The sequence below is a fragment of the Achromobacter sp. ACM02 genome (assembly GCF_014851605.1).
Classification (GTDB): Bacteria; Pseudomonadota; Gammaproteobacteria; order Burkholderiales; family Burkholderiaceae_B; genus Achromobacter; species Achromobacter aegrifaciens.
The window spans coordinates 37,117-54,770 of sequence record NZ_JACUZY010000005.1; the positions used below are offsets into that span (position 1 = coordinate 37,117).

At 67.3% G+C, this 17,654-nt stretch carries 15 protein-coding genes and 1 riboswitch; of the genes, 5 read left to right on the forward strand and 10 right to left on the reverse strand.

Annotated elements, in window-relative coordinates; translation table 11 throughout:
- Window positions 1-510 carry a nucleoside 2-deoxyribosyltransferase gene (locus IB258_RS16115; protein ID WP_192353049.1) on the forward strand — a complete coding sequence of 170 codons (510 nt, stop codon included), beginning with the start codon at window positions 1-3 and terminating at the stop codon, window positions 508-510.
- A gap of 21 nt (window positions 511-531) precedes the next feature.
- Here IB258_RS16115 and IB258_RS16120 read toward each other — a convergent pair whose 3' ends face one another.
- Window positions 532-1,209, reverse strand: coding sequence for a TetR/AcrR family transcriptional regulator (locus IB258_RS16120; protein ID WP_125473684.1), 678 nt, complete (start codon window positions 1,207-1,209; stop codon window positions 532-534).
- A gap of 149 nt (window positions 1,210-1,358) precedes the next feature.
- Here IB258_RS16120 and IB258_RS16125 point away from each other — a divergent pair, with 149 nt between their 5' ends.
- A complete protein-coding gene (locus IB258_RS16125; RefSeq protein ID WP_175181618.1) occupies window positions 1,359-2,558 on the forward strand; it encodes an arabinose transporter in 1,200 nt (399 codons plus the stop codon).
- A 38-nt stretch (window positions 2,559-2,596) separates the two neighbouring features.
- Here the strand turns inward: IB258_RS16125 and ribB are convergent, their stop codons facing one another.
- The gene (ribB, locus tag IB258_RS16130; RefSeq protein WP_013390820.1) at window positions 2,597-3,316 is read right to left on the reverse strand and encodes a 3,4-dihydroxy-2-butanone-4-phosphate synthase; all 720 of its coding nucleotides are present in this window, start codon (window positions 3,314-3,316) and stop codon (window positions 2,597-2,599) included.
- A 111-nt stretch (window positions 3,317-3,427) separates the two neighbouring features.
- Window positions 3,428-3,582: riboswitch (FMN riboswitch) on the reverse strand.
- Window positions 3,583-3,693: 111 nt separating this feature from the next.
- Entirely contained in the window at window positions 3,694-4,215 is a 522-nt protein-coding gene (locus IB258_RS16135; protein ID WP_054455721.1) for an SET domain-containing protein, read from the reverse strand.
- A gap of 104 nt (window positions 4,216-4,319) precedes the next feature.
- Here IB258_RS16135 and IB258_RS16140 point away from each other — a divergent pair, with 104 nt between their 5' ends.
- A complete protein-coding gene (locus IB258_RS16140) occupies window positions 4,320-5,240 on the forward strand; it encodes a bestrophin family protein (RefSeq protein ID WP_054455719.1) in 921 nt (306 codons plus the stop codon).
- Between the two features lie 8 nt (window positions 5,241-5,248).
- Here IB258_RS16140 and IB258_RS16145 read toward each other — a convergent pair whose 3' ends face one another.
- The gene (locus tag IB258_RS16145) at window positions 5,249-5,719 is read right to left on the reverse strand and encodes an Lrp/AsnC family transcriptional regulator (RefSeq protein WP_013390823.1); all 471 of its coding nucleotides are present in this window, start codon (window positions 5,717-5,719) and stop codon (window positions 5,249-5,251) included.
- Window positions 5,720-5,812: 93 nt separating this feature from the next.
- Here IB258_RS16145 and ilvB point away from each other — a divergent pair, with 93 nt between their 5' ends.
- Window positions 5,813-7,633, forward strand: a complete 1,821-nt coding sequence (ilvB, locus tag IB258_RS16150) for a biosynthetic-type acetolactate synthase large subunit (protein ID WP_125473681.1) — start codon at window positions 5,813-5,815, stop codon at window positions 7,631-7,633.
- 37 nt (window positions 7,634-7,670) lie between these two features.
- On the opposite strand, the gene IB258_RS16155 is transcribed toward ilvB, so the two are convergent.
- The 5 genes from IB258_RS16155 to IB258_RS16175 all read right to left on the reverse strand — a co-directional run bounded on the left by IB258_RS16155 (window position 7,671) and on the right by IB258_RS16175 (window position 14,024).
- Window positions 7,671-8,450, reverse strand: a complete 780-nt coding sequence (locus IB258_RS16155; protein WP_175160135.1) for an SDR family oxidoreductase — start codon at window positions 8,448-8,450, stop codon at window positions 7,671-7,673.
- 110 nt (window positions 8,451-8,560) lie between these two features.
- Complete coding sequence (locus IB258_RS16160) at window positions 8,561-9,415, reverse strand: ABC transporter permease (protein WP_175160137.1); 855 nt, start codon at window positions 9,413-9,415, stop codon at window positions 8,561-8,563.
- A gap of 13 nt (window positions 9,416-9,428) precedes the next feature.
- On the reverse strand, window positions 9,429-10,199 hold the full coding sequence (locus IB258_RS16165; RefSeq protein WP_192352885.1) for an ABC transporter ATP-binding protein: 771 nt from the start codon (window positions 10,197-10,199) through the stop codon (window positions 9,429-9,431).
- Complete coding sequence (locus tag IB258_RS16170; protein WP_119449796.1) at window positions 10,199-11,257, reverse strand: ABC transporter substrate-binding protein; 1,059 nt, start codon at window positions 11,255-11,257, stop codon at window positions 10,199-10,201. The genes IB258_RS16165 and IB258_RS16170 overlap by 1 nt, the downstream gene beginning before the upstream one ends.
- Before the next feature lie 142 nt (window positions 11,258-11,399).
- On the reverse strand, window positions 11,400-14,024 hold the full coding sequence (locus IB258_RS16175; RefSeq protein WP_119449797.1) for a DNA topoisomerase III: 2,625 nt from the start codon (window positions 14,022-14,024) through the stop codon (window positions 11,400-11,402).
- Window positions 14,025-14,086: 62 nt separating this feature from the next.
- Between IB258_RS16175 and IB258_RS16180 the strand changes: the two genes are divergently transcribed.
- Window positions 14,087-16,717: a GDYXXLXY domain-containing protein gene (locus IB258_RS16180; protein WP_119449798.1), complete on the forward strand. Its 2,631-nt coding sequence runs from the start codon at window positions 14,087-14,089 to the stop codon at window positions 16,715-16,717.
- Here IB258_RS16180 and gluQRS read toward each other — a convergent pair.
- Complete coding sequence (gene gluQRS / locus IB258_RS16185; protein WP_119449799.1) at window positions 16,704-17,600, reverse strand: tRNA glutamyl-Q(34) synthetase GluQRS; 897 nt, start codon at window positions 17,598-17,600, stop codon at window positions 16,704-16,706. The two genes, IB258_RS16180 and gluQRS, sit on opposite strands and share 14 nt — an antisense overlap.
- Between the last annotated feature and the right edge of the window lie 54 nt (window positions 17,601-17,654).

The window sequence follows — 17,654 nt, forward strand, 5'->3', positions numbered from 1 at the left end:
ATGCGCAGCGTATATCTGGCGGGTTTCGACGTGTTCCTGCCTGATGCGGCGGCGCACGGCAAACGCTTGAAGGCGCTGTGCGCCACCTACGGTTTCGACGGCCTGTTTCCGCTGGACAATGAAGCGCCGCAGGGCTTGTCCGGCCAGGCGCTGGCCCAATGGATCTATCGCGAGAACGTCGCGCTCATCCGGCGCGCGGACATGGTGATGGCGAACCTCAATCCGTTTCGCGGCGCCGAACCCGATTCGGGCACGGCATTTGAAGTCGGCTACGCCAGCGCCTGCGGCAAGCCGGTATGGGCTTACACCGGCCAGGCAGGCTCGTTGATCGATCAGGTGGCGGTGGGGGCTGCGGCAGACGACGGCGCATCGCGCATGGTCGATGCCGAGGGCTACACCGTGGAAGACTTCGGCCTGAACCTGAATCTGATGCTGGCGTGCAGCGCCCGCATCGTCACGGGCAGCGCCGCCGACTGCCTGGCGCAGATGGCCCGCGAACCGGGACGCTGACCGTCCCGAACCATGGCGCGGCTAGCTGCGCGCCGTTTTCGCTGCCTTTGCTGCCTTCGCTGCCTTCGGCGGCGCGCGGCGCGCGGCGGGTTCGCCCAGGTATCCCATCACCGCGTTGACCACGGCCTGTTCCAACTGCTGCGTCGAGAATCCCGCGGGCGGTTCCAGCGCCGCGGCATGCACCAGTGACTCCATGATGCGCAACACCACATAGGTCGCCAGATCCCGGTCCTGCTGCGCGATTTCGGCGCGATGCAGTTCCAGAAGATGGCGCATGCGCCTGTGGATATCCTGGTCCGCGCGGCTGTGTTCGTGCGGCTGGTCGAACAGCGGAAACTCCCTTTCCAGAACGCGGTGCAGCGCGGGTTCCAGCAGGTGGGCGTGCAGCATCGCCTCGACGATGGCCGCGACGCGCTCGCGCAGCGTGGCCGCGGGATTGCTGTCCAGGACCGAGTCGATGACGTCCAGCATCTGGTTGTCGTGGCGGTTGTGCAGCGCCGCGATCAGGGCGTTCTTGTTGGGGAAGTACTGATACAGCGAGCCGACGCTGACGCCGGCAGTTTCCGCGATCAGATTGGTATTGGTGCCCGCATAGCCGTGGGTGGCCAGAACGCGAGCCGTGGCTTGCAAAATCGTCTCTACGGTGTGCTGGGATCTGAGCTGGCGCGGCGATTTCCGGGGCTGTGGAATGGCGGTCATGGGTACTGTGAAAGGCGAGTATCGAATATGAGCAATGGCTCATAAAATTTCCAGCAGGCAATCCGGTTCATCGCCCGCACACGGGGATTATGCCATCGGCGGTTTTCAAACTGGTTCCGGTTTGCGCATCTCTCACTTAAGGAAATTCAATGTCGCATTCATCGACGGCCGGGGCCATGCCCGCGGCCCAGGGGCCCGTGCGCTCTGTCTTCGCGCAAGTGCTGCCGCTCGCGCTGGCGGTATTCGTCGGGTTCTTCATGATTGGCCTGCCCATGCCGGTGCTGCCTCTGTATGTGGACGGCACGCTGGCGCTGGGCGCGCTGGTGGTCGGGGTGGTGGCCGGCCTGCAGTTCGCCGCCGCCCTGTTGTCGCGCGCCTATGCGGGCTCGCTTGCCGACCGCCGCGGCGCCAAGCGCGCGGTGGTGGGCGGTTTTGTGCTGGGCTCCATCGCGGGCCTGTTCTATCTGCTGGCCGATGACCTGTCGGCGCGGCCGCAGGCGGCGCTGGCCGCGCTCTTGGCCGGACGCGCGCTGATGGGCTGCGCCGAAAGCCTGATCGTCACCGGCGCCCTGAGTTGGGGCGTGGGCCGCGTGGGGCCGCAGAACGCGGGCCGCGTGATGGCCTGGGTCGGCGTGGCGATCTACGCCGCCTATGCGCTGGGCGCGCCCGCCGGCATGCGGCTCTACGGCGTCACGGGCTTTGCGGGTATCGCCTGGGCCACGGCGCTGATTCCCCTGGCGGCCCTGGCGCTGGTGCTGCCTTTGCGCGGGGTGCGTGCGGCAGGCGGCGTGCGTACGCCTTTCTACCAAGTGCTGGGTCTGGTGCTGCTGCCCGGCGCGGGCCTGGCGCTGGCCAGCGTCGGCTTCGGCGTGATCACTGCGTTCGTCAGCCTGCTGTTTTCGCAGCGTGGTTGGGATGGCGCAGCGTGGATGTTCACTGCGTTCGGCGTGGGCTTCATCCTGGCGCGGGTGTTCTTTGCCGGCCTGCCGGACAAGCTGGGCGGCGCGCGCGTGGCGCTGGTGTGCGTGCTGATTGAAGCGGCGGGGCAGTGGCTGATCTGGACCGGAACCACGCCGGCATGGGCCTATGCCGGCGCGCTGCTGACGGGCGCGGGCTATTCGCTGGCATTCCCCGCTTTTGGCGTGGAAGCCGTGCGCCGCGTGCCGGCGGCCAGCCGGGGCGCTGCCATGGGGGCGTATGTGGCCTTCCTGGACGTGGCTTTGGGACTGAGCAGCCCGGCGGCGGGCTGGCTGGCCGGCGAGCAAGGCTATGGCGCGGTGTATGCGATGGGCGGCGCGTGCGCGCTGGCGGCGATGGTCGTCGCCATGGCGCTCAGGACGCGTAGGTAAAAAAGGCGGCCGCCGGTTCCGGCGCCGCCTGCTCAAGATCAGACCGTCGCGGCCATCTCCAGCACTTCGTCGTCGATCGCCTCGGCCTGGCCGTCCTTCAGCTGTTGCAGATGGTCGGCCAGTTCCGCGATGGTCAGCGCCACCAGTCCGTGCTGCGCGGCATAGCGCTCAAGCGCGGCGCCGCGCATCATCGTGCCGTCGGCATTCATCAGTTCGCACAGTACGCCGGCCGGGCGCAGGCCGGCCAGCACGGCCAGGTCCACCGAGCCTTCGGTGTGGCCGCGGCGGGTCAGCACGCCGCCCGGCTGGGCGCGCAGCGGGAACACATGGCCCGGGCTGACGATGTCATCGCTTTGCGCCGACGGCGAAATGGCGGCGCGGATGGTGGTGACGCGGTCCACGGCCGACACGCCGGTGCTGACTCCTTCGCGCGCTTCGATGGAAACGGTGAAGGCGGTGGCAAAGCGGCTCTGGTTGCGCTGGACCATGGGGGGCAATTCAAGCCGGTCCAGGGTTTCGCCGGGGAGGCACAGGCAGACGATGCCGCTGCCGTCGCGAATCAGCTGCGCCATCACAGGCACGGTCAGCTTGTCGGCGGCCACGATCAGGTCGGCTTCGTTCTCGCGGTCGAAATCGTCCATGAGGATGACGGGACGGCCCAGGCGCAGATGATGCAGGGCGCGCTGCAAGCGGGCGGCAAAAGGCTGCGAAGCCAGGCTGGGGATGGGGGACTGCGGGGTAAGGGTAACGTTGGACATTTGAAACGCTCTCGCAAGTTGAAAGGGGCGAAAAACGTTTCAGGGCTACTCGACAGCCGAACGCAATACGGCAGTCCGGGCGCGGGTGCGCCCGGTGCTACCGTTGTGCCGGCACATCTTCTCTCATCCGGACTATGACCGTCGGCCCTGGCATCTCACCAGATCTGCTGACCCCGGTGTCCGTGAAGGACGCCGGGCGCTCGCGGGCTCGCCATATTGCATGGCATACCGCCGGTGGGGAATTACACCCCGCCCTGAAGACGTACTGCATGTCGTGTTAACGACCTTGCGGATTGTACGCCTGTCCGGGGCTGGGGCCGGAATACGCTTGCTGCGCCTGGGGTCTTCGGCGGGGCGGGGTCGGACCCCGCCGATGCTCAGGCGCCGGCTTCGACGGCCTCGGGCTCGTCGGCTTTCTTTTTCTTCTTGGCCGGCAGCGCCAGCATGGTACCGCGGCACGGCGGCGTGCCGCAGAGGCAGCGGTAGCCTTCCTTCAGTTTCTTGGTGATGCGGCCGTCCAGCACCAGGCCGTAGTCATACGACAGCTCGGTGCCGCGCGGAATGTCCTGCAGCGCGACGATGTAGACGCGCTTGCCGTGCTTGCCTTCCTGGGCTTCGCAGTTGGGCTGGCAGGAATGGTTGATCCAGCGCGCATCATTGCCCTGGTCGCCGCCGTCGATCACGCGGCCGGAGCTCAGTGCGAAGAAGAAAGTGTGGAAGGGATCGTCCGGATTGGTCGGATGACGGCGGTCGGCTTCCTTGGCGCTGATGCGTTCGCCGCCGTACTCGATAATGCGCGTGCCCGCGGGAATCTTGCGCGCGGCGAAGACGCCGTTGCCGTGCAGCTTGGAGCGGCGGACGGCATACCAGGGCTTGATCGGGGTGTCTTCGTTGGTCATTGCTCGATGGAAGTGGCGGTGAGACGAAACAGAATTATATCGGCGCGTTTTTGACAGCTTGATGGGCGTATAGTGTGCGCCGCCTTGTTCCTCCGGTTAGCACCATGATTGTCCGTCCGCGTCCTTCCGCGCTGGCTTTGTTCTTTGTCTTGCGCGGGTCCATCATCCCGCGGATCCTCAGCCGCATCCTCGTCATCACGGCGCTGTCCTGCTTCGTGGTGTGGATGTACCACCAGGCATGGTTCTCGCCCGCCCATCTGTCGGCGGTGCCGTTCTCGCTGTTCGGCCTGGCCCTGTCCGTGTTCATGGGCTTTCGCAACAACGTCTGCTACGACCGCTGGTGGGAAGCGCGCAAGCAATGGGGCGAACTGATCGTGCAGGCGCGCAGCCTGGCGCGCGAAAGCGCGGTGCTGCTGGCGGCCAGCACCGCCAACCCGGTGCAGGAACGCATCGTGCGCCGTTGCATCGGCTTCGGCTACGCGCTGGCGGCGCGGCTGCGTCAGGAAGACATGGCTTCTGCCGCGCGCCCCTGGGTGCAGCAGGACGAGGCCGAGACCCTCAACGGCTGCCGCAACGTGCCCGACGCCCTGCTCATGGCCATCAACCGCGACCTGGCGGCCTGTCTGCGGCGCGGGGAGCTGAGCGACATCCTGTACCAGGCCCTGACCCAGCGCGTGGCCGCCTGCGCCGCCATCCAGGCGGCTTGCGAGCGCATCAAGTTCACGCCCTCGCCCTTCGCCTATTCGCTGCTGCTGCATCGCACGGCCTGGCTGTTCTGCCTGTTGCTGCCCTTCGGCCTGGTGGGCACGCTGGAATACATGATGCCGGCGGCCGTCACCATCGTGGCCTACACCTTCTTCGGCCTGGACGCGGTGGGTGATGAACTGGAAGACCCCTTCGGCTCCGACGAGAACGACCTGCCGCTGTCGGCGCTGGCCCGGGTGATCGAGATCGACCTCCTGGAAGGCCTGGGCGTGCGGCCTCTGCCCGAGCCCGCCGTGCCGGTGGATTTCGTGCTGCGCTAGGGCGGAGCCTATTCCGCCAATCCCGTCAACGGCAGCTTGGTTTCCTTCAACCGGCGCAGCACGAAGCAGGATTTGCTGTGCCGGATGCCCGGGATGCGGTAGAGCTGTTCGCGCAGCAGCCGTTCGTAGTCGCGGGTGTCGCGCACGGCGATGCGGATGTAATAGTCGTAGTCGCCCGAGACCAGGAAGGCTTCCAGGACCTCGGGTATCTGCGCCAGCGCCCGGCCGAACTCGTACAGCGTTTCCTCGCTGTGGCTCTCCAGGGTGACGTGGACAATGACCGTGTCCATGAAACCCAGGCTGGCCGGATCGATGTCCACCGTATAGCCGCGGATGACGCCTGCGCTTTCCATGCGCTTGATGCGGTTCCAGCACGGCGTGGACGACAGGCCCACCGCCGCGCCGATGTCGTTCAGGCTGGCGCGCGCGTTGTCCTGCAGCACCTTGAGTATGGCGAGATCAAATTTGTCCAGGTTCATTTTCTTTGATTCCTTAAAATCAAAGATAAATTTACTCCGTTCAGCGGTTATCCGTGGAAAAGAAGATAAATATTCTTCCGATCTACGAATAAGATAGATAGCATGAACGATCGCCTGCACCCCACCGCCGCCGCCGCGCTTGCCGCCACTGAACGCCCCGCTGACAACGGGGCGAAAATTCTGCTCGATACGCTGATCGCGTGTGGCGTGGATACCATTTTCGGGTACCCCGGCGGCGCGGTGCTGCCGCTGTACGACGCCCTGTACGCCGAGCCGCGCCTGCGCCACGTGCTGGTACGCCACGAACAGGCCGCCGTGCATGCTGCCGAAGGCTATGCTCGCAGCACCGGCCGCACCGGCGTGGTCTTCGTCACTTCCGGTCCGGGCATGGCCAACACCACGTCCGGCCTGCTGGATGCCATGTGCGATTCGATCCCGGTGCTCTGTATCAGCGGCCAGGTTGCCACGGCCGCCATCGGCACGGACGCCTTCCAGGAGTGCGACGCCATCGGCATCTCGCGCTCCGTGACCAAATGGAATACGCAGGTCCGTTCGGTGGACGACGTGGCAGCGGTGACGGCCCGCGCTTTTGAACTGACCCGCCAGGGCCGCCCCGGCCCGGTGCTGCTGGACTTCCCCAAGGACGTGCAGCTGGCCGTGCCTCGCGACGCGGACGATGATGCCGTGCCCTCGCAACAGAAGCTGGCCGCGCTGCGCGCACGCCGCCAGGCGGGCAAGCTGGCGCCCAAGCTGCCGCAGTCGGCCGTGCGCCGCGCCGCCGCCTTGATCGCGCAGGCCAAGCGCCCCATCTTCTACGGCGGCGGCGGGCTGGTGAACGCCGGCCCCGAGGCCTGCGAGGCCTTTACCGACCTGGTGCGCCACACCGGCGCGCCCTGCACCCTGACCCTCATGGGCCTGGGCGCATTCCCCGCATCCGACGCGCAGTTCGTCGGCATGCTGGGCATGCACGGCACGGTCGAGGCCAACCTGGCCATGCATAACGCCGACCTGGTGGTCTGCATCGGCGCCCGCTTCGACGACCGCATCACAGGCAAGCTGTCGGAGTTCTGCCCGCATGCGCGCAAGATCCACATCGACATCGACCCGGCTTCCATCAACAAGGTGGTGCGCGTGGACGTGGCGCTGGTGGGCGACTGCCTGCCGCTGGTGCGCGCGCTGCGCGCCGAACTCGGCGAGGAACCCATGGACGCGGCGCGGCTGGCGCCCTGGTACAAGCGTATCGACGCCTGGCGCGCCCAGGACTGCCTGGGCTATACCCCGGCGGCCGACGCGATCCTGCCGCAGCATCTGATGGCGCGCCTGAACGACGCGCTGTCCGACCGCGATGCCATCGTTTCCACCGACGTGGGCCAACACCAGATGTGGGCCGCGCAGTACCTGCGCTTCGACAAGCCCAACCGCTGGCTGACCTCCGGCGGCGCCGGCACCATGGGCTATGGCGTGCCCGCCGCCATCGGCGCGCAGGTCGCCCATCCGGACAAGACCGTGGTCTGCGTCAGCGGCGACGCGTCGGTGCTGATGAACATCCAGGAACTGTCCACCGCCATGCAGCACCAGACGCCCGTCAAGGTCGTGCTGTGCAACAACGGCTACATGGGCATGGTGCGGCAATGGCAGGAGCTGATCCACGGCGGGCGCTACAGCCACAGCTACAACGCCTCGCTGCCCGACTTCGTGGCGTTGGCCCGCGCCTTCGGCTGGGGCGCGGCCCGCGTGGACGATCCGGCAAAGCTGGATGCCGCGCTCGCCGACTGCCTGGCGCATGACGGCCCCTACTTCCTGGACGTGGCGGTCGCGGCGCAGGAGAACTGCTTCCCGATGATGCCTGCCGGGCACGGGCATCAGAAGATGATGCTGGCCGAAGGCGTCTGGTATCAGGACGAGACGACCTGATCGCCGCTGGGCTGCATGCGCAGCCCAGCGCCCTGCTTCAGAACTGGATCGACAAGCCGCCGTCCACCACCAGCACGTGCCCGTTGACATATGACGCCGCGGGCGACGCCAGGAATACGGCGGCGCCCGCGATTTCTTCCGGTTCGCCCCAGCGTCCCATGGGATTGCGCGTGGCGATGCGCGGGCCCACATCGGGGTCCGCCACCATGGCGGCATTGGTCTCGGTGGCGAAGGTGCCGGGCGCGATGGCGTTGCTGGTGATGCCGTGGCCGCCGAACTCTGCCGCCAGCGCGCGCACCATGCCCGTCAACCCCTGCTTGGCCGCGGGATAGACCGCATCGCCCGAGCGCGCCAGCTCGCCCACCACCGAGGTGATGGCGATCAGGCGGCCGCTGCCCTGGCGCACCATGCGCTCGGCGGCAAACTTGGCCAGCAGCATGCCAGCGACCATGTCGGTGTCGATGAGTTCGCGGATCTCGGCGGGACTGGTGTCGCGCAGCGTCTTGCGGTTGCGCGCGCCGACGTTGTTCACCAGGATGTCCAGGCGGTGGTGGTCGCGGTCTATGTCCTGGAAAGCGCGTTCCATGGCGGCGTCGTCGCTGATGTCAAAAGGCAGCGCATGCGCATCCAGGCCGGCGGCGGTCAATTCAGCTGCCGCGGCCGCGACGGCCTCGGCGTTGCGGCCATTGATCAGTACGCGCGCGCCGCAGCCGGCCAATGCGCGCGCGATACAGAAGCCCAGCCCGCGGGCCGAGCCGGTCACCAGGGCGACTTGTCCCGTCAGGTCGAAGTTGCGCAGATACGGCAGCGTGTTCATGTCAGTCGTCCAAAGTGCTCTATCTCAATCAGGGCCGCGCGGATCCGGCTCCGCCGGTCCGCAGCGGCGCCCCCTGGGGGGAAGCGCGCAGCGCTGCGGGGGGGATTTATCTATTCTCGGAATTCCGGCGCCCAATGCAGCAGCCGCCGTTCCAGCCAGGTCACACAATAAACCAGCGCGATCCCGACGATGGACAGCAGCGTCACCGCCGCGAACATGTCGGTGGCGTTCAGCGTCGCCAGCGCGGTGATCATCAGATAGCCCATGCCCGTGGTGGAGCCGACGAACTCCGCCAGCACCACGCCGATCAGCGCAAAGCTGATGGCATTCGGCAAGGCCGCGAAGGTCCACGCGGCCGCGGTCGGGATGCGCACGCGCCACAGGATCTGGCGCGGCGAGCCGCCCAGCGTGCGGCAGAAATCCACCAGTTCGCGTTCTACTGCGCGTCCGCCCTTGTAGGTGTTGAAGAACACCAGGAAGAACACCACGAACCATGACGTCACCACCTTGGAGGCAAGGCCCAGGCCGAAGAACATGGTGATGAGCGGCACGAAGGCGATGCGCGGCATCGAGTTGAAGGCCACGATGAAGGGATTGAACACGTCGGCCAGGAAGCGGCTGCGGCTGAGCGTCATGCCCACCACGAAGCCGCTGCCCACGCCCACCAGCAGTCCCACCATGGTGGCCTGCAAGGTCAGCCACAGGTGCGGCCAGACCGAACGCGGGCCGGGCTGCAGCCATTCCCACAGGCGCACGGCCACGCGCGAGGGCTGGCTGATGAAGAAGGGATCGAACAGTGTGTTCTGGGCGAACCAGGGGATGCGCGTGAGTATCTCCCAGGAGCCCAGGATGACGGCAAGTATCAGCACCTGCCACAGGGTGATGCGCAGCCGGCGCGCGATGCTGGCGCGGCGGTCCAGCCGCAGCTGGTCCTGCAGGGAATCGGCGGAGTAAGAGGTGGTCATGACGCGTAGGGATTCAGGCGGCGGCGCGGAACTGCTGTCCCAGCACACTCCAGAGGCTTTGCACATGAGTCACGAACTGCGGTGTTTCGCGCAGCGTGAAGACATCGCGCGGATGCGGGATCTCGATGCGCTCGTCCAGCAGCACGTGGCTGGGCGGGCCGGACAGCACCACCACGCGATCGGACAGCAGGATGGCTTCGTCCAGGTCGTGCGTGACCATGACGATGGTCTGGCCCAGCTTGCGCCAGATCTCGATCAGTTCGCGATGCAGGTGGGTCTTGGTGTGCGTGTCCAGCGCGCCGAAGGGCTCGTCCAGCAGCAGGATGCGCGGTTCGACCGCCAGGCTCATCAAGAGCGCCACGCGCCGCCGCATGCCGCCCGACAACTGGTGCGGAAAGGCGTCGGCGAACTGGCTCAGGTGGCCCATTTCCAGTAGTTCCGCCACGCGGCGCTCGATCTTGTCGGCGGCCACGCCCTGGAACTTCAGTCCCAGCGCCACGTTCTTCCTCACGCTGAACCAGGGCAGCAGCGTGTCCTTCTGGAAGATGTAGCCCAGGGCCGGCGGCACCTGCCCGTCCACGATCCGCCCGTCCACGTGGATCGTGCCGGTGGTCGGGCGCAGGAAACCCGCGATCATGTTCAGCAAGGTGCTCTTGCCGCAGCCGGACGGCCCGACGATGGAGACGAACTCGCCTTCCGGGATCGTCAGGCTGACCTCGCCCACTGCATGCGTGGTGGCCTGGCGCGTCTGGTAGGCCTTGCCCACCTTGTCCAGCGTGATCATCAGAGGCCCCGGGCGCGGCGCACGAAGCTCATGTTCACGCAACGGTCGTAGGGCACGGTCTTGATCTCGTCATTGGAGAACTGGCGGCCGTCGCCCATGATGGCCGTCATGCGGTCATAGGCGTCCTGGGTGATGATGTTGTCCTTCAGGAACACCGTTTCCTTGTAGACGCCCAGCGTCTTCTCGATGGCGGCGCGCGGAAAGGCGTTCAGGTAATCGTCGTAGATCGCGTCGGTGACGGCGGCGGCGCTGTTGGCGCTGATGAAGTCCTGCGCACGGACCAGGGCGGTCACGAAGGCCTGCACCACTTCCGGGCGCTTCTGGATGGTGTCCTGCAGGGTCAGGGCCGCGATGCCGGGCACGTCGCCGCCCATGAATTCGTTCCACGAACTCTCGGTCGTGGCGTCGAAGATGGGCACGCCCCAGCCTTCCTGTTGCGCCTGTTCCATCATCGACATGGTGGCCATGCTGGCGGACACGGAGCCGGTCTTGAGCGCGCCCAGCATGGTGGCCAGGTCGCCCAGCGGGCGGATGTCAACCTTGTCGGCCACGCCGGCCTTCTGCATCAGGTACAGCGCCATCAGCCAGGTGCTGGACTGCGGCTGGGTCGCGCCCACGCGCTTGCCGGCCAGGTCCTTCAGCGATTTGATCTTGCCGCTTTCAAAGTCCTCGCGGCGCACGATGACGTTGGCGTAGGTGAGCTTGCGGTCAAAGCCGAACACCAGCGTGGCGGGCTTGCCGGCCAAGGTGAGCGCGGGGGCGGCCGTGGCGGCGGTGGCGCCGAACGCGATCTGGCCTGCGGCCAGCAGCTGGTTGGTGCGCGGGCCGCTTTGCGAATTCAGGTATTCGACTTCCAGCCCGCCTTCGCCGAAGTAGCCCTTTTTCAGCGCCACATAACCCGCGGCAAAGAACGGGTCGATGCTGCCCTGGCCGTAGACGACGCGGCCCAGCTTGGGCTGGGCGAACGCGACGCGGCCATTGACCAGGCTGATGCTGGCCAACGCGCCTGCGGCGGCCAGCACGCGGCGGCGGGTGGTGAAGTCGGGGCTGTTGCTCATGTCGTCCTCGGAATAGGTCTGGTTGCAGCGGTTTGGCGTAGACAATACCCCAGCAACTGGCGTCCAACAATGGAAAACGCCCGGTTGCCCGGGCGTCGTGCGCGATGGTCGGGAGGCGGCGGCGCCAGGCGCCGCGCCCGTTTTACGCGGCGGTTTTTTTCGGCGCAGCCTTCTTCACCGCTTTCTTGGCGGCCGTTTTCGTGGCCGTCTTGGTGGCGGTCTTCTTTACCGCGGCCTTCTTGGCCGGCGCTTTCTTTGCGGCGGTCTTGGTCGCGGTCTTGGCGGCCGTCTTGGCCGGTGCGCGGCCGGGCTTTTCAGGACGCGGCTCGAACTCGAAGCCGATCTTGCCGTCCGGCTGGCGGACGAGGAAGGCCTTGAACTTGCGGTTGGTGCGGCTGGAGACGAAGCCGTCGAGCAGGTCGGTGCGGCCGTTGGTCAGCAGCTTTTCCATCTGCTCGCGCGAGATCTCCTGCTGCAGGATGACCTTGCCCGAACGGAAATCGCAGCTCTTTTCGGGGCCGACGGATTTCTCGCAGACGTAGCTCATGCCGTGCTCGAACACGCGCGACTGGCACTTGGGGCAGGAGCCCACCGGTGTGTGGCCGGAGAAGTCCACGGCCTCGGAGTCGTCCTCGTCGTTCTGGCCGAAGTCGAATTCCAGCTTGTACTCGTCGCTGATGCGCAGGATGGCGGCGAACGGACGGCCCATCTTGCTGATGAAGCCTTGCAGCGGACCGATTTCGCGCTTGGCCAGCAGCTCTTCCACTTCGGGCAGTTCGAAGGTGCGGCCGCCCGGATGCTTGCCGATGGAAAAGTCGCAGGCGGTGCAGGCAAAGCGGCGATAGTTTTCCTTCACCACGGCGCCGCACTTGGGGCACGGCGTCTGCAGCGTGGCGTAGTCGCCCGGCACCGTGTCGCGCTCGTATTCCTTGGCGCGCTTGACGATGACCTGCGTCATCTGCGCGATCTCGCGCATGAAGGCCTCGCGGCCCAGTCCGCCCTGCTCGATCTGCTTGAGCTTGTGCTCCCATTCGCCGGTGAGTTCTGGCGAGGTCAGTTCGGTCACGTCCAGGCCGGACAAGAGCGTCATCAGCTGGCGCGCCTTGGCGGTGGGCACCAGGTCGCGGCCTTCGCGGCGCAGGTAGCTTTCGTTGAGCAGGCCTTCGATGATGGCGGCGCGCGTGGCCGGCGTGCCCAGGCCGCGCTCGGACATCGCTTCGCGCAGTTCCTCGTCGTCCACCAGCTTGCCCGCGCCTTCCATGGCCGACAGCAGCGTGCCTTCGTTAAAGCGCGCCGGCGGTTTGGTGGTCAGGCCAACGGCTTCCACGTCCTCGGTGCGCACGGTCTCGCCGTCCGCCACGGGCACCAGGTTGGCGTCTTCGCCTTGGGCTTCCTTGCCGTAGACGGCCAGCCATCCCGGGCTGACCAGCACCTTGCCGTCGGTGCGGAAGCGATGCCCCTGCACTTCGGTCATGCGGGTGGTGACGCGGTATTCCGCGGCGGGGAAGAACACCGCCAGGAAGCGCTTGAGCACCAGGTCGTACAGCTTGGCCTCGGCCTCGCTCAGGTCGTGCGGGATCTGCAGCGTGGGGATGATGGCAAAGTGATCCGACACCTTCTTGTTGTCGAAGATGCGGCGATTGGGCTTGACCCAGTTCTCGCTGACCACCGTGCCGGCGTGGCGGGCCAGGCCGCCCACCGCGTTGGAGCCGCCCTGCGCCAATGCGCGCATCGTCTCCTTGACGGTGTTGATGTAGTCCTCGGGCAGGTAGCGCGAGTCGGTACGCGGGTAGGTCAGCGCCTTGTGGCGTTCGTACAGGGTCTGCGCCAGCGCCAGCGTGGTCTTGGCCGAAAAGCCGAAACGGCCGTTGGCCTCGCGCTGCAGCGAAGTCAGGTCATACAGGGCCGGCGACATCTGGGTCGACGGCTTGGACTCTTCCGTGACGCTGCCGGGCTGTTCGCGGCAGGCGGCCACCACGCTCTGGGCGGCGGCCTGCGACCACAGGCGCGATTCGCGCTTTTCGGGGTCGCGGTCGTCTTTCTTGAATTCCGGGTCGATCCAGCGGCCTTCGTACAGGCCGGCGGCCGCCACGAAGGTGGCGCGCACCTCCCAGTAGTCGCGCGGCACGAAGCGGCGGATACGCTCCTCGCGTTCGGCCACGATGGCCAGCGTGGGCGTCTGCACCCGGCCGACCGGGGTCTTGAAGAAGCCGCCGTCCTTGCTGTTGAAGGCGGTCATGGCGCGGGTGCCGTTGATGCCCACCAGCCAGTCGGCTTCGGCGCGCGAGCGCGCGGCCGCTTCCAGCGGCTTGAGCTGGACGTCGTCGCGCAGGTTGGCGAAGGCTTCGCGGATGGCGGCCTGGGTCATCGACTGCAGCCAGAGGCGCTGGATCGGCTTCTTCACGCCCGCGTACTGAATGATGTAGCGGAAGATCAGTTCGCCTTCGCGCCCGGCGTCACAGGCGTTGATGATGGCATCGACGTCCTTGCGCTTGGCCAGGCGGACCAGCAGCTTGAGCCGTTCGGCCGATTTCTTGTCGGTGGGGCCCAGTTCGAATTCGGGCGGAATCACGGGCAGGTGCGTAAAGCTCCACTTTCCCTTGACCGGATCGTTGGGCGCGACCAAGCTGAGCAAGTGGCCGATGCTCGACGCGAGTACGTAACGTTCGCTTTCAAAATAGTCGCCCTCGCGCGCAAAGCCTCCCAAGGCGCGTGATATATCGAGGGCTACCGAGGGCTTCTCGGCAATAATCAGCGTTTTATTCATGTGTATCCAGTGGCGGCAGTCCCGCCGTAGTAGCGCGGATAATAAGATCGGAGATTCGCCAGATGCAAGTCGGCACTGAAAGACAAGCGGGATCCGAACTACACGCCTGGCGTCAATTTCTGGCGCGCAGCACCCTCTGGCTAGGTGTTTTGCTGCTGGGCAGCGCCGCGGTTTGCTGGGTCGCCGCCAATTGGCAGGACATGACAAAAGTGCAGCGCTTCGCCGGCGTTCAGGGCCTTTTGGCGGTTTGCGCGCTGGCCGCTGCCTGGACCGGATTGCGCCTGCGGGCCAGTCCAGGGGTGCGGCGCACCATACCGGGCGCCCTGCTCGCCCTGGCTGGCATCCTCCTGGGAGCGCTGCTCGCATTACTAGGCCAAACTTACCAGACTGGCGCCGATACCTGGGAACTGTTCGCCTGGTGGGCGCTGCTGCTGCTGCCCTGGGCGCTGGCCGCCGGCAGCCAGGCCGTCTGGCTGCTGTGGGCGCTGGTGCTGAACGTGGCCGTGGCCTTGTGGCTGGGCGAGCGGGTGTTTTCCTGGATGCTGATATTGGGCGGCCCGGGCGTGCCCGGCCTGATGATGGCCGGCCTGAACCTGCTGCTGCTGCTGGGCTGGGAGCTGGCTGCCCGCCGCTGGCGCGCCAGCACCCTGGTCGGTCCGCGGGTCCTGGCTGCCCTGGCGATCAGCGTGCTGGTGCTGACCCAGATGCTTGGCGACTTCCTGGGCCGCGGCCTGGGCCTCTATAACGGCATCGCCTGGGTCGCGGTGACCCTGGGCCTGGGCTTCTATTATCAGAAGGGCCGGCGCGACCTGATCATCCTGGCCATGTTGGCGGCCGGTGTCATTTGCGTGTCGTTGCGGGTGGCGGGCGAATGGCTGCTGCGCCTGGAGCCCGGCGTCTGGGCCGCGCTGCCGCTGGCGGCGCTGCTCATGGCCGAGGCCGTCTGGGCCGCGCGCTGGCTGCGGCGCCTGGCGGGCGATCCGCAGGCGGCCGTCGCGGCGAGCGCGGACGCGGAGCCGGCCGCCGCCTCGGCCGGCAACTCGGTGGACCCGGCGGACAGCGGGGCGCCCGTGGCGCAGCTGGCGGCCGCTCCGGCGCCTCAGTCGGATCCGCCCTGGTACGTGCAGTGCCTGCTGGGCCTGAGCGCCTGGTTGGCGACCTTGCTGCTACTGGTGTTCATTGCCTTCTCGGGCTTCATCACCACGGAAGGCGGCGCACTGGTGGCCGGGCTGGTGCTGTGCGCGGCCGGCGTGGCGGTGCTGCGCAGCGACGCCGGTCCGTTCTGGCGCCAGTGCGGCACGGCCATGGCTTTCGCCGGGCAGATCCTGATCATCTTCGGGCTGTCCAGTTCGACCTCGTTCGCCAGCGCCTGCGTCTTCGTGCTGCTGATGGCGGCCACGGTCTACGCGGTGGGGCCCGACGTCATCCTGCGTTTTCTCAGCGGCCTGCTGATCGCGGCGGCGGGCGCGGGCCTGATCTGGCGCGTGTTGTCGCCCGACCTGGGGCAAGAGGACCTGCTGGACGCCTGGATGGCGTTCGACGCCCTGCGCGCCACTTTCCTGTGGCTGCCCATTGCCGTGACCGGGGCCTGGGCCACGGCCGTCATCTTTACCGTCAGCCATCGCCTGGGCGGCAAGCGCGCCCATGCCCTGCAGCCGCTGGGCTGGGCCTTCCTGCTGTCGGTGCAAGGCATGGTGTGGCTGGCCAGCGGCATCTCCATCAAGCAGTTGCCCGCCATGTGGCAGCTGAATCCGCATACGGCCGTGCTGGTCGCGGCCGGCGCGCTGCTGCCCGTGGCGGCGGCCTTCGCGGTGCTCTGGCCGCGCCGCCACATGCTGACGGCGGGCGTCACCTGGGGCGTGCCCATCGGCCTGCTGATCCTGGCGCTGTTCTGGCTGCCCAGCCCCGGCGTGGGCTTCGCGCTGGCCTGGCTGCTGCTGGGCTTCGGCTTGAACCAGTCGCGCGTGGTGGTGTTCGGCGTGATCAGCCTGTTGGCGTATCTGGGCGTCTATTACTACCAATTGGACGTGCCGCTGCTGCAAAAAGCCTTGTGGCTGGGCGGCGCCGCGCTGCTGCTGTTCGTGCTGCGCGCCCTGGTCTGGCTGGTGCCGCGCCTGATGCGAACCATTGCGCCCAAGCAGCGCGGGGCTCTGCCGCCGGTATCGGCGCCCTTGCGCTGGCGCACGCTGGCCATCCTGGGCGGCCTGGTGCTGGTGCTGGCGGTCACCAACGGCGGCATCTGGCAGCGTGAAAAACTGCTGGCGTCGGGCAAGGTGGTCATCCTGGAACTGGCGCCGGTGGATCCCCGTTCGCTCATGCAGGGCGACTACATGGCGCTGAACTTCGCGGCCAGCCGGGAAGTCACGCGCCTGCGGCTGGGCGGCGAGCGTCCCGAAGCCGAGGACTCCGTCATGGGTTACGAGCCGGACGGCTATGTAATGCTGCAGACCGACGCGCGCGGCGTCGGGCAGCCGCTACGCATCCAGCCCGACACGCACCCGCATACCGATGCCGAAGTGCCGCTGCGCTACCGTATCCGCGACAACAGCGTGCGCATCGTGACCAACGCCTATTTCTTCCCGGAAGGCCAGGCCGAGCGCTATCAGGTCGCCAAGTACGGCGAGCTGCGCGTGGCGGAAAACGGCGAGGCCCTGCTCGTCCGGATGCTGGACCAGGACCTCAAGCCGCTGTAGCGGCGGGCAGCGGGAAACGCCGCGCCCATTGCGCGGTGGCTTCCCGCAGGAAATGGCCGCGGTCCGCGGCATCGACAGGATCGAAGCCCAAGGCGCGCCAGGCGGCCATCAGCGCCGCCAGGGGCGCGCCGGTATCGATGGGCGGGGCGCCGTTCTGCTTGGACAGTTTCAGGCCGCTGGAAGCGTCCAGGATCAGCGGTACGTGCAGGTAGCGCACGGGCGGCAGCCCAAGCAGCCGGCCCAGCACGCGCTGGCGCGCGGTGGAACTGAGCAGGTCCGCGCCACGCACCACATCGGTCACGCCTTGCGCGGCGTCGTCCACCACCACCGCCAATTGGTAGGCCCACAGGCCGTCGGCCCGCCGCAGGGCGATGTCGCCCACGGCTTGCGCCACGTTCTGTTCCTGCGGCCCCAGCCAACGGTCAACGAAATGTTCCACGCCTTCCGGCATGACCACGCGCCAGGCTCGGGCCTCGCGGCCTGGTGGCAAGCCGTGGCGGCAGGTGCCGGGATACGGCCGTTCGCCGTCGGCCCCGGGCGCGGTCTGGCCGCGCAGCGCCGAATCGGCGATTTCGCGTCGCGTGCAGCCGCAGCCGTAGATCAGGCCGCGCGCGGCCAGCGAGTCGAAGGCGGCTTGATAGGCGTCGCCGCGGCGCGACTGCCACATGATGTCGCCGTCCCAATCCAGGCCCAGCGCGCTCAATTGGCCCATGATGACCTCGGCAGCGCCGGGCACCGTGCGCGGCGTGTCCACGTCTTCGATGCGCAGCAGCCAGCGCCCGCCATGGGCACGCGCGTCCAGCCAGCTGGCCAGCGCGGCAACCAGCGAGCCCGCATGCAGCGGGCCGCTGGGACTGGGGGCGAAGCGGCCGACGTAATTCACGATGGGACGCCCGCGCGGCCATGCGCGCGGGTAAGGAGTAACGGCATCAAGCGA

What these genes read in the sequence shown, in the direction of transcription:
- IB258_RS16120 (WP_125473684.1), bottom strand. Translation starts at nt 1,209, where the DNA reads ATGACCGCCATTCCACAGCCCCGGAAATCGCCGCGCCAGCTCAGATCC.
- IB258_RS16135 (WP_054455721.1), bottom strand. Translation starts at nt 4,215, where the DNA reads ATGACCAACGAAGACACCCCGATCAAGCCCTGGTATGCCGTCCGCCGC.
- IB258_RS16145 (WP_013390823.1), bottom strand. Translation starts at nt 5,719, where the DNA reads ATGAACCTGGACAAATTTGATCTCGCCATACTCAAGGTGCTGCAGGAC.
- IB258_RS16125 (WP_175181618.1), top strand. Translation starts at nt 1,359, where the DNA reads ATGTCGCATTCATCGACGGCCGGGGCCATGCCCGCGGCCCAGGGGCCC.
- IB258_RS16155 (WP_175160135.1), bottom strand. Translation starts at nt 8,450, where the DNA reads ATGAACACGCTGCCGTATCTGCGCAACTTCGACCTGACGGGACAAGTC.
- IB258_RS16170 (WP_119449796.1), bottom strand. Translation starts at nt 11,257, where the DNA reads ATGAGCAACAGCCCCGACTTCACCACCCGCCGCCGCGTGCTGGCCGCC.
- IB258_RS16175 (WP_119449797.1), bottom strand. Translation starts at nt 14,024, where the DNA reads ATGAATAAAACGCTGATTATTGCCGAGAAGCCCTCGGTAGCCCTCGAT.
- IB258_RS16140 (WP_054455719.1), top strand. Translation starts at nt 4,320, where the DNA reads ATGATTGTCCGTCCGCGTCCTTCCGCGCTGGCTTTGTTCTTTGTCTTG.
- IB258_RS16160 (WP_175160137.1), bottom strand. Translation starts at nt 9,415, where the DNA reads ATGACCACCTCTTACTCCGCCGATTCCCTGCAGGACCAGCTGCGGCTG.
- IB258_RS16180 (WP_119449798.1), top strand. Translation starts at nt 14,087, where the DNA reads ATGCAAGTCGGCACTGAAAGACAAGCGGGATCCGAACTACACGCCTGG.
- ribB (WP_013390820.1), bottom strand. Translation starts at nt 3,316, where the DNA reads ATGTCCAACGTTACCCTTACCCCGCAGTCCCCCATCCCCAGCCTGGCT.
- IB258_RS16165 (WP_192352885.1), bottom strand. Translation starts at nt 10,199, where the DNA reads ATGATCACGCTGGACAAGGTGGGCAAGGCCTACCAGACGCGCCAGGCC.
- IB258_RS16115 (WP_192353049.1), top strand. Translation starts at nt 1, where the DNA reads ATGCGCAGCGTATATCTGGCGGGTTTCGACGTGTTCCTGCCTGATGCG.